Origin of the sequence: Dickeya chrysanthemi NCPPB 402 (assembly GCF_000406105.1) — a bacterium.
Taxonomy (GTDB): domain Bacteria; phylum Pseudomonadota; class Gammaproteobacteria; order Enterobacterales; family Enterobacteriaceae; genus Dickeya; species Dickeya chrysanthemi.
Genome location: NZ_CM001974.1, coordinates 3,583,908 through 3,597,608, shown reverse-complemented (window position 1 = coordinate 3,597,608; position 13,701 = coordinate 3,583,908). Strand labels below are relative to the sequence as shown.

Here is a 13,701-nt window from a genome sequence, read left to right as displayed (position 1 = left end):
TTAATCTACAGAGGTAATCATGGCAACTGTTTCCATGCGCGACATGCTCAAGGCGGGCGTACACTTTGGTCACCAGACTCGTTACTGGAACCCGAAAATGAAACCGTTCATCTTCGGTGCTCGTAACAAAGTTCACATCATCAACCTTGAGAAAACCGTACCGATGTTCAACGAAGCCCTGGCTGAGCTGAGCAAAATTTCTTCCCGTAAAGGCAAGATTCTGTTTGTCGGTACTAAACGCGCAGCAAGCGAAGCGGTAAAAGAAGCTGCCAACAACTGCGACCAGTTCTTTGTGAACCATCGCTGGTTGGGCGGTATGCTGACTAACTGGAAAACCGTTCGTCAGTCCATCAAGCGTTTGAAAGATCTGGAAACTCAGGCTCAGGACGGCACGTTCGACAAGCTGACCAAAAAAGAAGCGCTGCTGCGTACCCGTGAACTGGACAAGCTGGAAAACAGCCTGGGCGGTATCAAAGACATGGGTGGTCTGCCTGACGCGCTGTTCGTTATCGACGCCGATCACGAACACATTGCTATCAAAGAAGCAAACAACCTGGGTATTCCGGTATTTGCGATTGTTGATACCAACTCCGATCCGGATGGCGTTGATTACATCATCCCTGGTAACGACGACGCCATCCGTGCAGTAAGCCTGTACCTGAGCGCTGTTGCCGCCGCTGTCCGTGAAGGCCGTTCTCAGGATCTGGTCGAGCAGGCAGAAGAGAGCTTCGTCGAAGCTGAATAATAAGGCCAGCTCTGTTGAGCCCTTATTAACCAGGTATTGACATATGTTGGTTAGGGGGCCTTGTCAGGCCCCCTTTTTACTTATCTCTTACTTATCTCCGCCACGAGATAACCGAGGAAAAGATAATGGCTGAAATTACCGCTGCCCTGGTAAAAGAACTGCGCGAACGTACCGGCGCAGGCATGATGGAATGTAAAAAAGCTCTGGTTGAAGCTAACGGCGACATCGAGCTGGCAATCGACAACATGCGTAAGTCTGGCCAGGCTAAAGCTGCTAAAAAAGCAGGCCGCGTTGCCGCTGAAGGTGTGATCCTGACCAAGATTGCCGCTGACGGCAAATACGGCATCATCGTTGAACTGAACTGTGAAACTGACTTCGTAGCAAAAGATGCCGGCTTCAAAGCGTTTGGCGAAGAAGTTGCCACCGCAGCACTGAACGAACGCATCACCGATGTTGAAGTTCTGAAAGCGAAATTCGAAGAACAGCGTACCGCGCTGGTTGCGAAAATCGGTGAAAACATCAATATCCGTCGTATTGCTGTTCAGACTGGCGACGCACTGGGTTTCTACATGCACGGCGCACGTATCGGCGTTATGGTTGCTGCAACCGGCGCTGACGAAGAGCTGATCAAGCACATCGCCATGCATATCGCCGCCAGCAAACCGGAATACGTCAATGCTAACGACGTTCCGGCCGACGTGGTTGCTCGTGAGCATCAGATTCAGCTGGATATCGCCATGCAGTCTGGTAAGCCGCGCGAAATCGCTGAGAAAATGGTTGAAGGTCGTATGCGTAAGTTCACCGGCGAGATCTCTCTGACCGGCCAGAACTTCGTTATGGACCCGAACAAAACCGTTGGTCAACTGCTGAAAGAGCACAATGCTTCCGTCAGCAGCTTCATCCGCTACGAAGTGGGTGAGGGTATCGAAAAAGCTGAAGTTGACTTTGCTGCTGAAGTCGCAGCAATGAGCAAACAGTCTTAATGAAAAAGGAGCCGCCAGTTGGCGGTTCCTTTTTATCCAGCCAAGCTATTCGCGATACCCGTAATTCGTGATACAAGCAAATTTCATGGCATCTGGTGCCTTCCTCTTTGATGCGCCGGGTGTGGCAGTAATAACCCCCAGTACGATGACAGCCTGTTAGGACAAAAACACCATGGCAACCAACGCAAAACCCGTATATCAACGTATCCTGCTTAAGCTGAGTGGCGAAGCGCTGCAGGGAGCTGAAGGTTTCGGTATCGATGCGAGCATCCTTGATCGCATGGCCCAGGAAGTAAAAGAGTTGGTTGAATTGGGCATTCAGGTCGGTGTGGTGATCGGCGGCGGTAATCTGTTCCGCGGCGCGGGTTTGGCCAAAGCAGGTATGAACCGTGTGGTGGGTGATCATATGGGTATGCTGGCGACCGTGATGAACGGCCTGGCAATGCGCGATTCGCTGCATCGTGCTTATGTTAACGCCCGTCTGATGTCGGCGATTCCGCTCAATGGCGTGTGTGATAACTACAACTGGGCTGAAGCCATCAGTCTGTTGCGTAACAATCGTGTGGTGATTTTCTCTGCCGGAACCGGCAACCCTTTCTTTACCACCGATTCCGCCGCCTGTCTGCGTGGGATTGAAATCGAAGCGGATGTCGTGTTGAAAGCCACCAAGGTTGATGGCGTATTCTCGGCCGACCCGGTCAAGGATCCGAACGCGACGCTCTACGAATCACTGAGTTATCAGGAAGTCCTGGAGCGCGAACTCAAAGTCATGGATCTGGCCGCCTTTACGCTTGCTCGCGACCATAACCTGCCGATCCGTGTGTTCAATATGAACAAGCCGGGCGCGCTGCGTCGTGTAGTCATGGGCGAAAAAGAAGGGACGTTGATCAGTAATAACGGCTGATGTCTAATTTAAGGTAATATCTTGTTTTGGTGATATACCCAAAATAATTCGGGTTGCAGGAAGGCGGCAAGTGAGTGACAAATTCGTCGGGAACGAATTTGACCAGCCAACGGCTGGCCTGCGGTGAGAGACAGGATGTCTCTCATTTCATCCCGATGAGCTTACTCAGGTAAGTGATTCGGATGAGCGACAAATCTGCCAGGAGCAGATTTGAACGCAGCTCGCTGCGGCCCCGAAGGGGCGAGGCCCATGGATGGGCCGAGTAATAAAGCCAACACACCTGCAACTTGATGTATGACGGGTATACAAGATTGCGCCATATATTGCCAGCCTGCAGCTGGTAATCAATGATTCGCTGGGTCATGCAAGCTGTGCGTGGCCTGACTGGCAACCAGTTTTCAAGGGTTCACAACGTGATTAATGAAATCAGAAAAGATGCCGAAACGCGCATGGATAAATGCGTAGAAGCTTTCAAGAACCAGATCAGCAAAGTGCGTACCGGCCGTGCGTCGCCCAGTCTTCTGGACGGTATTCATGTGGAATACTACGGTAGCTCAACCCCATTACGCCAGTTAGCCAATATCGTGGTGGAAGACTCACGTACGCTGGCCGTCACCGTATTTGACCGCACATTGGGCCCGGCGGTGGAAAAAGCCATCATGGCATCCGATCTGGGGCTGAACCCGATGTCTGCGGGTACGGTCATCCGTGTTCCGCTGCCGCCGTTGACGGAAGAACGCCGTAAAGATCTGATCAAAGTTGTACGCGGTGAAGCCGAGCAAGGACGAGTGTCGGTACGTAATGTTCGTCGCGATGCTAACGATAAGCTGAAAGCGCAGCTTAAAGATAAAACCATCAGTGAAGATGAAGAGCGTCGTGCTCAGGATGATATCCAGAAACTGACCGACGGTTTTATCAAGAAGATTGATGCCGCTCTGGCGGAGAAAGAAAAAGAACTGATGGATTTCTGATTCGGCAGTTCGGCATAGCGCCGCTGGCAGGTGTGCAGGGTCAGCCCCGCCCCTTCCGCGGCGTTTTGCTTTTTCAGCTTTTGATGCGGGATGTTTTGCGTAACGCCACGCATTTTCATACCAGCCTCATCGACAGGCCGGCGATGACGTTACAGACTGGCACCACGCCTGTAATCAACCCCCAGTTTTATCAGGTCATATTCATGAAGCAACTGACAATCCTCGGTTCCACCGGTTCTATTGGCGTCAGTTCCCTGGCCGTGGTCAGGGCCAACCCAGACAAGTTTTCGATCATGGCGTTGGTCGCCGGACGCAATGTTTCTCTGATGGCGGAGCAATGCCTGGAGTTCTGCCCCGCTTATGCCTCTATGGCGGATGAGAACGCCGCGCGTGAACTGCGTCTCCGCTTACGGGATGCGGGCAGCAATACGGTAGTGCTATCGGGCGAACAGGCTGCCTGTGAGCTGGCGGCGCTGGATGACGTCGATCAGGTGATGGCAGCGATTGTCGGTGCAGCCGGACTGTTGCCGGCATTAGCGGCGATCCGCGCCGGCAAGCAGGTTCTGCTGGCTAATAAAGAATCGCTGGTGACCTGTGGTCGTCTGTTCATGGACGAGGTAGCGAAAAACGGGGCGCAATTGTTGCCGGTTGATAGCGAACACAGTGCCATTTTTCAGAGTTTACCTGAGCCAATCCAGCGGCAACTGGGATATGCTTCCCTAACGCAATACGGGGTTGAGCGGGTGGTGCTGACCGGTTCGGGTGGCCCATTCCGTGAGATTCCGTTTGCTGCATTGGAGAGCGTCACTCCTGAGCAGGCGTGCGCCCATCCAAACTGGTCTATGGGGCGAAAGATTTCGGTGGATTCCGCCACCATGATGAATAAGGGACTGGAATATATTGAGGCGCGTTGGCTGTTTAACGCCTCTGAATCACAGATGGAAGTGGTTATCCATCCCCAATCCGTTATCCATTCTATGGTGCGTTATCGGGATGGCAGTGTATTGGCGCAGTTGGGAACGCCAGATATGCGAACCCCTATAGCCTATGCGATGGCTTATCCTGACCGTGTTTTTTCCGGTGCGCCTGCGCTTGATTTCTGCCAGTTGGGGGAGTTGACCTTTTCTGCACCGGATTTCCAGCGTTACCCTTGTCTGCGTCTGGCTATTGATGCATGTAATCAAGGGCAAGCCGCCACTACGGCGCTCAATGCGGCAAATGAAATTGCGGTTGCGGCATTCCTTCAATCCGGTATTCGTTTTACCGATATCGCCGCAGTCAATCAGTGCGTGATGGAACAACTGACACTACCTGAGCCGCAAAGTGTTGATGATGTATTGTCTATCGATACCTGGGCAAGACAAGCTGCAGAAAATGTATTGCGGCGTTATCAGTGACCCTAAGCTGGTGTGTTTGTTCACATGCGCCTGAAATGGTATAGTCAGCGCCGCTTGATGCAGGTGGTTATTAATAAACGCCACGGTGATGAAAGCTGTGTGTTCACAGCTTTTTTTATGCTGTCAGGTTTGGCTGCGACTGGAATAATCATTTTCTTGCTCGAGGAAATCAATACACGCTATGCCCTCCGAAAATCAACACGGTAGTCAGAAGTTGTTACCTAACGGTCCGCGCCATGTAGCAATAATCATGGATGGCAATGGCCGTTGGGCTAAACAGAGGGGAAAGCTGCGGATCTTCGGTCACCAGGCTGGAGTGAAGTCAGTACGCCGAGCGATCAGTTATGCGGTTGGACAGAACCTTGAAGCCTTGACGTTATACGCATTTAGTAGCGAAAACTGGAACCGTCCTGCACAGGAAGTCTCTGCGCTGATGGAGTTGTTTGTGCGTGTATTGAATAGCGAAGTCAAAAACCTGCACAAGCACAATGTCCGTTTGCGCGTGATCGGTGATATTAGTCGATTCAGTAGCCGATTACAGGGGCTTATACAGCGTTCTGAAGCGATGACGGAAAATAATACCGGCCTGACTCTGAATATTGCTGCGAATTATGGCGGGCGTTGGGATATTATCCACGGGGTCAGAAAAATTGCCGAGCAGGTCCAGGAAGGGTTGCTGCGTCCTGATACTATTGACGAGTCGACTCTGAATCGTTACATGTGCTTAAACGATCTGGCTCCGGTTGATCTGCTAATAAGAACCAGTGGAGAACATCGCATCAGCAATTTCCTGTTATGGCAGATTGCGTATGCAGAACTCTATTTTACCGATGTTCTCTGGCCGGATTTTGACGAACAAACCTTTGAAGGTGCCATTCATGCCTTTGCTCAACGTGAGCGTCGCTTTGGGGGAACCACGCCTGACGATGCGAATGCATCGTAGGGGGTATTTTTGCTGAAGTATCGCCTGATTACTGCGCTGATTCTTATTCCTTTAGTTATTGCGGCGCTTTTTTTCCTGCCGCCGTTGGTTTTTTCTCTGGTGACGCTGGCTGTTTGTATGCTGGCCGCCTGGGAGTGGGGTCAACTGGCTGGTTTGGTTTCTTACACTCAGCGAATCTGGCTTGCCATCGCCTGCGGTTTTCTGCTGGCGGCGATGATGCTGACCTTGCCTGATTATCACTATTCCGTTGCGTTTGTGCCGGTTTGCCTGTCTCTATGGATCTCCCTGATCTGGTGGGGGATAGCACTGCTGATGGTGCTGTTTTATCCGTCTTCTGCTGCATTGTGGCGTCATTCTCGTCTGCTGCGTCTCTGCTTTGGCTTGTTGACTATCGTACCTTTTTTCTGGGGGATGCTAGCGCTGCGGCAATTCGAGTATGAATCCAATCCTTTTAGCGGAGCCTGGTGGTTACTCTATGTGATGGTGCTGGTATGGGGCGCGGATAGCGGTGCTTATATGTTTGGTAAACTGTTTGGCCGACATAAACTGGCGCCCAAAGTCTCGCCGGGAAAAACCTGGGAAGGATTCATCGGCGGCCTGGCAACATCAGCGATGATTGCGTTACTGTTTAGCCACTATGCGCCATTGTCTGTTTCGACCTTTACCCTGCTGGTTTGTTCTATTGTAGCAACGCTGGCTTCGGTATTGGGCGACCTGACGGAAAGCATGTTCAAGCGTGAAGCCGGTATCAAGGACAGCAGTCACCTGATTCCGGGTCACGGTGGGGTACTGGATCGTATTGACAGTCTGACCGCAGCCATACCGGTATTTTCCTGTCTGATGCTGCTGCTGTTCAAGGCTGTTTAGGAATACAAGTAGAGTCGGTTTATGCTGAATATTCTCTGGAGCCTGGCTGCATTCGTCGTTGCGCTCGGTGTGTTGATCACTGTGCATGAATTTGGGCATTTCTGGGTCGCCCGCCGTTGCGGCGTTCGTGTTGAACGATTCTCCATCGGCTTCGGCAAGGCGTTATGGCGCCGCCGCGATCGGCAGGGGACAGAATATGTGATCGCGCTGATTCCGCTCGGCGGTTACGTGAAAATGCTTGACGGCCGGGTCGATGAGGTGCCTGCCGGGCTCCGGCATCAGGCATTCAACCACAAAATGATCTGGCAGCGAGCGGCGATTGTCAGCGCCGGGCCGATTGCCAACTTCGTGTTTGCCGTCATGGCTTATTGGCTGGTGTTCATCATTGGCGTTCCGGGTATCCGCCCGGTGGTCGGCGAGGTTTTACCCGGCTCGATTGCGGCAACGGCCCAAATTTCACCGGGAACGGAACTAAAGTCGATTGACGGTATCGAAACGCCTGATTGGGATAGCGCACGCCTGGCCTTGATTGGCAGGATTGGCGAGCCTGACGTGGTGATTGAAACTGCGCCGTTAGGTACCGCTAATACAGAGAGCAAACGGCTTGAGTTGCAAGACTGGCATTTCGACCCGGAAAGGCAGGATCCGGCGGTATCGCTGGGGATTGTGCCTAAAGGGCCGCAGGTTGAAACCGTGCTGACGCAGGTTCAGCCTCGTTCCGCGGCTGAAAAAGCGGGTTTGCAAGTCGGGGACAGGATCGTTAAAGTCGATGGTCAACTGTTGGCGCGCTGGCAGCAGTTTGTCATTGCCGTGCGTGATAACCCAGGTAAACCGGTTGCGCTGGAGGTGGAAAGAGGCGGAAATACCCTTTCTGTTACGCTAACTCCAGACAGTAAAACGGTGGCGAAAGGGCGTCTGGAAGGGTTTGCCGGCGTGGTGCCTAAAGTGACCCCTCTGCCTGATGAGTATAAAACCGTGCGCCAGTATGGGCCGTTCAGCGCCATCTATGAGGCCGGGAATAAAACCTGGCTGTTGATGAAGCTGACAGTCAGTATGCTGGGTAAGTTGATTACCGGCGACGTGAAACTGAATAACCTGAGCGGCCCGATCTCCATCGCGCAGGGAGCAGGCATGTCAGCAGATTATGGATTGGTGTATTACCTGATGTTTTTGGCGCTGATTAGCGTCAATCTGGGGATTATCAATCTGTTCCCTCTGCCGGTACTGGATGGTGGTCATCTGCTCTTTCTGGCTATCGAAAAGCTGAAGGGTGGACCGGTTTCCGAGCGTGTGCAGGACGTCAGTTATCGCATTGGCACGGTGTTGCTGGTGATGTTAATGGGTCTTGCACTTTTCAATGATTTCTCCCGCCTTTAGGCGTGGATTAGGTTAGGAAAAACGCATAACAACGATGGCGATGAAAAAGTTGCTCATAGCGTCGCTGCTGTTTAGCAGCGCCACCGTATACGGTGCAGACGGGTTCTTAGTGAAAGATATTCATTTCGAGGGCCTGCAACGGGTTGCCGTCGGTGCGGCATTGCTCAGCATGCCTGTTCGGGTAGGGGATACTGTCACTGACGAAGATATCGGTAACACCATTCGAGCTTTGTTTGCGACCGGGAACTTCGAAGATGTTCGTGTCCTGCGCGATGGGAATTCGCTGCTGATTCAGGTCAAGGAACGTCCGACCATCGCCAGCCTGACCTTTTCCGGCAACAAGGCGGTGAAGGAAGAGATGCTCAAGGAGAATCTGGAAGCATCGGGCGTACGCGTAGGTGAAGCGCTCGACCGAACCACCTTGTCCAACATCGAGAAAGGGCTGGAAGATTTCTACTACAGCGTGGGTAAATACAGCGCTACGGTAAAGGCCGTCGTCACGCCGCTTCCTCGCAATCGCGTTGATCTCAAATTGGTGTTTACCGAAGGGGTATCTGCCAAGATCCAGCAGATCAATATCGTCGGCAATAAGTCCTTCAGCTCTGATGAATTGATTTCCCGCTTCCAGTTACGTGATGAAGTGCCGTGGTGGAACGTGGTCGGGGATCGCAAATATGAGAAGCAGAAACTGTCCGGCGACCTGGAAACGCTACGCAGTTTTTATCTTGACCGCGGTTATGCTCGCTTCAACATTGACTCGACGCAGGTGAGCCTGACGCCCGACAAGAAAGGCATTTATATCACCATCAATATTACCGAGGGTAACCAATACAAACTCTCCGGCGTGATGGTTCGCGGCAACCTGGTTGGGCATGCCACTGAAATTGAAGATTTGACTCGTATCCAGCCGGGTGAGCTGTATAACGGCACGAAAGTGACCCGGATGGAAGAGGACATCAAAAAACTGCTGGGCCGCTATGGCTATGCCTATCCGCGCGTGGTGACTCAACCGGAAATCAACGATGCCGACAAGACGGTGCGGTTGAATATCAATGTGGATGCGGGGAACCGTTTTACGGTGCGTCGCGTCCGTTTTGAAGGTAACGATGTCTCCAAAGATTCCGTGCTGCGTCGCGAAATGCGCCAGATGGAAGGCGGCTGGCTCGGCAACGATTTGGTACAGCAGGGTAAAGAGCGTCTGAACCGCCTTGGCTATTTCGAAAGCGTGGATACCGAAACCCAGCGTGTGCCGGGTACGCCGGATCAGGTGGACGTGGTGTACAAGGTCAAGGAGCGTAATACCGGTAGCCTTAACTTTGGCGTCGGCTTCGGTACGGAAAGCGGCATCAGCTTCCAGGCGGGCGTTCAGCAGGACAACTGGCTGGGAACCGGTAACTCCGTCGGCATCAGCGGGACTCGCAACGACTACCAGACGTATATAGAGTTGTCGATGACCGACCCGTACTTCACTGTGGATGGCGTGAGTCTCGGCGGCCGTATTTTCTATAACAACCTCGAGGCGCTGGATGCGGATCTTTCCGACTACACCAACCAAAGTTATGGTGCGGGTACAACGCTGGGCTTCCCAATCAACGAGAATAACTCGCTGCGCGTCGGTTTGGATTACGTGCACAACTCGTTGTCTGACATGAAGCCTCAGGTCGCCATGTGGCGCTACCTCAACAAAGCCGGCGTGGATCCTGATCCGAGTACGACGTCGAGCGCCAGTTTCGACGCCAACGATTTCTTCCTGACATCGGGCTGGACTTACAATAACCTTGACCGTGGTTACTTCCCGACAGCGGGCAACCGTGCCAACCTGAACGCTAAGGTGACGGTGCCGGGATCCGACAACGAATACTATAAGCTGACCTTTGATTCGGCGAGTTACTTCCCACTCAGCGAAAGCCACAACTGGGTACTGATGGCGAAAACCAAAGCAGGTTATGCCGATGGATTAAGTGGTAAAGAAGTGCCGTTCTACGACAACTTCTTCGGTGGCGGCTCCAGCTCGGTGCGCGGCTTCCGTTCTAATACCATTGGTCCGAAAGCGGCTTACTACACGAACTGCGCTAATCGGAGTGTGTCGTCGTGCAGCATTGATGGATCTGAAATGAGTGATGCGGTGGGTGGTAACGCTATGGCGACCGCCAGTGCGGAATTGATCGTGCCTACGCCGTTCATTAGTGATAAATATTCCAGTTCGGTACGTACTTCTTTCTTTGTTGATGCTGGTACCGTGTGGGATACGCACTGGGAAAATACCGCCCAGACGCTGGCGGCTGGCGTGCCGGATTACAGTACGCCCGGCAATATTCGTATGTCCTCCGGTCTCGCCGTGCAATGGATGTCGCCGCTGGGGCCGTTGGTGTTCTCGTACGCGCAGCCGTTTAAGAAATATGAAGGCGATCGCTCCGAGCAGTTCCAGTTTAACATTGGTAAGACCTGGTAATCGGGCTGCGTACCGTTTGAATCGAATGGAAAATATACCGGCATTCGGTGGTACTTTAAGCGAACAGCTTGGCTGCCGATGCCGTGATTACGATAAGCGCAATCAGCGCAGAAATACTTAGGGTAAGGAGTTTTAACGTGAAAAAGTGGTTGTATGCCGCAGGGTTGGGTTTAACGCTGGCTGTCTCTGCCGGTGCTCAGGCTGCTGACAAGATTGCTATTGTCAATGTTTCCAGCATCTTCCAACAACTGCCGCAGCGTGAAGCCGTAGGCAAACAGCTGGAAAACGAGTTCAAAGGCCGTGCCGCTGAACTGCAGTCTATGGAACGCGGCCTGCAGGAAAAAATGCAGAAGCTGCAGCGTGATGGTTCTACCATGAAAGCCAGCGAACGTTCCAAGATGGAAAGCGACGTGATGGCTCAGCGTGAGCAGTTCTCCAGCAAAGCGCAGGCGTTCGATCAGGACAATCGTCGTCGTCAGATGGAAGAGCGTAACAAAATCCTGAGCCGTATTCAGGATGCGGTAAAAGCCGTTGCGACCAAACAGGGTTATGACGTAGTTATCGACGCTAACGCCGTTGCCTATGCAGACAACGCGAAAGACATTACTGCTGATGTGCTGAAACAGGTTAAATAATTCATGTTTTCAATTCGACTGGACGCCTTGGCTCAACAGTTGGATGCACAATTACACGGTGATGGCGATATCGTCATCACCGCTGTTGCTTCTATGCATTCAGCGCAGGCTGGACAGATTACATTTTTATCCGATAGCCGCTATCGTGAACAACTGGGCAGCACTCAGGCCTCGGCAGTAGTACTGACGGAAGCTGATTTGCCGTTCTGTAATATTGCTGCGTTAGTGGTAAAGAATCCCTATTTGGCCTATGCGCGTATGGCGCAGTTGATGGATACAACGCCGGCGCCTGCACAGGGGATCGCACCTTCAGCGGTGATAGCTCCTGATGCGCGTTTAGGAGATGGGGTTTCGGTCGGTGCTAATGCGGTGATTGAATCCGGCGTTGAGCTGGGTGATGGTGCCGTGATTGGCGCTGGCTGCTTTATCGGCAAGAATGCCCGTATTGGTGCGGGAACCCGGTTATGGGCCAACGTCACCATTTACCATAACGTTGTATTGGGCGAAAAATGCTTGATTCAATCTGGTGCGATAATCGGTTCAGATGGATTCGGGTACGCCAACGATCGTGGCAATTGGATCAAGATTCCCCAGTTGGGGACGGTTATCATCGGCGATCGTGTCGAGATCGGTGCCAGTACCACCATTGATCGTGGTGCGCTGGATGACACCATTATTGGTGACGGTGTCATCATTGATAACCAATGTCAGATTGCACACAACGTTGTGATTGGGGACAATACCGCCGTGGCCGGTGGTGTCATCATGGCGGGCAGTCTGAAGATTGGCCGGTATTGCATGATTGGCGGTGCCAGCGTGATCAATGGTCACATGGAGATTTGCGACAAGGTAACAGTCACAGGGATGGGGATGGTCATGCGGCCGATCACCGAGCCGGGAGTTTACTCCTCCGGGATCCCGTTACAACCGAACAAAGTCTGGCGCAAAACAGCCGCGCTGGTGATGAATATTGATGAGATGAGTAAACGACTCAAGGCCGTCGAGCGTAAGCTCGAAGACCGCTAATCACTGGTATTCATAACCCTGAGTTTCGGGTGTAAGACTGACGCCGATGTGCGTAATTTTTATTTGCGGCCTGCATGTTGTTCCTCCCTCGTCGGGGAATGTGCAGGCCGTGTTGTTAATGCTATCGTTTTTATTGACAGGAAGAGTATTTTGAATACAGACACGCATACTCTGCATATCGAAGAGATTCTGGATCTACTACCGCACCGCTATCCGTTTTTGCTGGTGGATCGTGTACTGGATTTTGAGAAAGGAAAATTCCTGCGCGCGGTAAAAAATGTCTCTTTTAATGAGCCGTTCTTTCAGGGGCATTTCCCTGGCAAGCCGATTTTCCCGGGTGTGTTGATTCTCGAAGCTATGGCGCAGGCCACGGGGATTTTGGCGTTTAAGAGCCTGGGTAAACTGGAACCGGGCGAGCTGTACTACTTCGCCGCTGTAGATGAAGCACGTTTCAAACGCCCAGTAGAACCAGGCGACCAGATGATCCTGGAAGTCGAGTTCATCAAGGAGCGCCGTGGCATTGCGCGTTTCAAAGGTGTTGCTAAGGTTGATGGCGAAGTCGCTTGTGAAGCGGAAATGATGTGCGCTCGTCGTCGGGAGGGCTGATTAGTGATTGATCAAACCGCCTTTATTCACCCCAGTTCGATTGTTGAAGACGGCGCCGTTATCGGTGCCGGTGTTCATATCGGGCCGTTTTGCCATATCGGCGCGCAGGTTGAGATTGGCGCAGGTACGGTGCTGAAGTCTCATGTCGTCGTTAATGGCATCACCAGGATTGGTCGTGACAACGAAATTTATCAGTTTGTAACGATTGGTGAAGTCAACCAGGACTTGAAATACGCCGGTGAGCCGACCCGTGTTGAAGTGGGCGATCGCAACCGTATTCGTGAAAGCGTGACCATTCATCGTGGTACTGCTCAGGGCGGTGGGTTGACTAAAGTCGGTAACGATAATTTGCTGATGATCAATACCCATATCGCTCACGATTGTGTTATCGGTAATCGTTGCATTCTGGCGAACAATGCGACGTTGGGCGGCCATGTTTCCGTTGATGATTTCGCGATTATCGGCGGCATGACGGCAGTGCACCAGTTCTGTGTGATTGGCGCTCATGTCATGGTGGGTGGTTGCTCCGGCGTCGCTCAGGATGTTCCGCCGTATCTGATAGCGCAAGGCAATCACGCTACGCCATTCGGCATCAATATTGAAGGGCTTAAACGTCGCGGGTTTGAAAAGGACACGCTGCATGCCATTCGTAACGCTTACAAACTGATCTATCGCAGTGGTAAGACGTTGGACGAAGTGAAAGCTGATCTCGAAGCGTTGGCGGCGGAGCATTCTGCGGTACAGGCTTACCTCGATTTCTTTACCCGCTCGACGCGCGGCATTATTCGCTAAGTC

Annotated in this window: 13 protein-coding genes; all 13 read left to right on the top strand. The window is 52.4% G+C overall.

What is annotated here, in order from left to right:
* The first annotated feature begins 19 nt into the window (after positions 1-19).
* The 13 genes from rpsB (at position 20) to lpxA (ending at position 13,698) form a co-directional block, all read left to right on the top strand.
* Positions 20-745 carry a 30S ribosomal protein S2 gene (gene rpsB / locus DCH402_RS15780; protein WP_040002192.1) on the top strand — a complete coding sequence of 242 codons (726 nt, stop codon included), beginning with the start codon at positions 20-22 and terminating at the stop codon, positions 743-745.
* A gap of 125 nt (positions 746-870) precedes the next feature.
* On the top strand, positions 871-1,728 hold the full coding sequence (gene tsf / locus DCH402_RS15775) for a translation elongation factor Ts (RefSeq protein ID WP_040002191.1): 858 nt from the start codon (positions 871-873) through the stop codon (positions 1,726-1,728).
* Positions 1,729-1,900: 172 nt separating this feature from the next.
* Positions 1,901-2,632: a UMP kinase gene (gene pyrH / locus DCH402_RS15770; protein ID WP_012770835.1), complete on the top strand. Its 732-nt coding sequence runs from the start codon at positions 1,901-1,903 to the stop codon at positions 2,630-2,632.
* Between the two features lie 413 nt (positions 2,633-3,045).
* The gene (gene frr / locus DCH402_RS15765) at positions 3,046-3,603 is read left to right on the top strand and encodes a ribosome recycling factor (protein ID WP_012770834.1); all 558 of its coding nucleotides are present in this window, start codon (positions 3,046-3,048) and stop codon (positions 3,601-3,603) included.
* Positions 3,604-3,806: 203 nt separating this feature from the next.
* On the top strand, positions 3,807-5,000 hold the full coding sequence (gene ispC / locus DCH402_RS15760; protein ID WP_040003651.1) for a 1-deoxy-D-xylulose-5-phosphate reductoisomerase: 1,194 nt from the start codon (positions 3,807-3,809) through the stop codon (positions 4,998-5,000).
* A gap of 181 nt (positions 5,001-5,181) precedes the next feature.
* Positions 5,182-5,943, top strand: coding sequence for a (2E,6E)-farnesyl-diphosphate-specific ditrans,polycis-undecaprenyl-diphosphate synthase (gene ispU, locus DCH402_RS15755; protein WP_012770832.1), 762 nt, complete (start codon positions 5,182-5,184; stop codon positions 5,941-5,943).
* 9 nt (positions 5,944-5,952) lie between these two features.
* Positions 5,953-6,810 (top strand): phosphatidate cytidylyltransferase, encoded by an 858-nt coding sequence (cdsA, locus tag DCH402_RS15750; RefSeq protein WP_040002190.1) that lies wholly within the window; start codon positions 5,953-5,955, stop codon positions 6,808-6,810.
* Positions 6,811-6,831: 21 nt separating this feature from the next.
* Positions 6,832-8,187: a sigma E protease regulator RseP gene (gene rseP / locus DCH402_RS15745; RefSeq protein WP_040002189.1), complete on the top strand. Its 1,356-nt coding sequence runs from the start codon at positions 6,832-6,834 to the stop codon at positions 8,185-8,187.
* Positions 8,188-8,221: 34 nt separating this feature from the next.
* Positions 8,222-10,639, top strand: a complete 2,418-nt coding sequence (gene bamA, locus DCH402_RS15740) for an outer membrane protein assembly factor BamA (RefSeq protein WP_040002188.1) — start codon at positions 8,222-8,224, stop codon at positions 10,637-10,639.
* Between the two features lie 137 nt (positions 10,640-10,776).
* Positions 10,777-11,274: a molecular chaperone Skp gene (skp, locus tag DCH402_RS15735; RefSeq protein WP_040002187.1), complete on the top strand. Its 498-nt coding sequence runs from the start codon at positions 10,777-10,779 to the stop codon at positions 11,272-11,274.
* Positions 11,275-11,277: 3 nt separating this feature from the next.
* A complete protein-coding gene (gene lpxD, locus DCH402_RS15730; RefSeq protein ID WP_040002186.1) occupies positions 11,278-12,300 on the top strand; it encodes a UDP-3-O-(3-hydroxymyristoyl)glucosamine N-acyltransferase in 1,023 nt (340 codons plus the stop codon).
* Between the two features lie 150 nt (positions 12,301-12,450).
* Positions 12,451-12,906 (top strand): 3-hydroxyacyl-ACP dehydratase FabZ, encoded by a 456-nt coding sequence (fabZ, locus tag DCH402_RS15725; protein ID WP_012770826.1) that lies wholly within the window; start codon positions 12,451-12,453, stop codon positions 12,904-12,906.
* A gap of 3 nt (positions 12,907-12,909) precedes the next feature.
* Positions 12,910-13,698: an acyl-ACP--UDP-N-acetylglucosamine O-acyltransferase gene (gene lpxA / locus DCH402_RS15720; RefSeq protein ID WP_040002185.1), complete on the top strand. Its 789-nt coding sequence runs from the start codon at positions 12,910-12,912 to the stop codon at positions 13,696-13,698.
* Positions 13,699-13,701: the final 3 nt, after the last annotated feature.

Coding starts and splice junctions, on each gene's coding strand:
- rpsB (WP_040002192.1), top strand. CDS start 20: ATGGCAACTGTTTCCATGCGCGACATGCTCAAGGCGGGCGTACACTTT.
- tsf (WP_040002191.1), top strand. CDS start 871: ATGGCTGAAATTACCGCTGCCCTGGTAAAAGAACTGCGCGAACGTACC.
- pyrH (WP_012770835.1), top strand. CDS start 1,901: ATGGCAACCAACGCAAAACCCGTATATCAACGTATCCTGCTTAAGCTG.
- ispC (WP_040003651.1), top strand. CDS start 3,807: ATGAAGCAACTGACAATCCTCGGTTCCACCGGTTCTATTGGCGTCAGT.
- ispU (WP_012770832.1), top strand. CDS start 5,182: ATGCCCTCCGAAAATCAACACGGTAGTCAGAAGTTGTTACCTAACGGT.
- rseP (WP_040002189.1), top strand. CDS start 6,832: ATGCTGAATATTCTCTGGAGCCTGGCTGCATTCGTCGTTGCGCTCGGT.
- bamA (WP_040002188.1), top strand. CDS start 8,222: ATGGCGATGAAAAAGTTGCTCATAGCGTCGCTGCTGTTTAGCAGCGCC.
- lpxD (WP_040002186.1), top strand. CDS start 11,278: ATGTTTTCAATTCGACTGGACGCCTTGGCTCAACAGTTGGATGCACAA.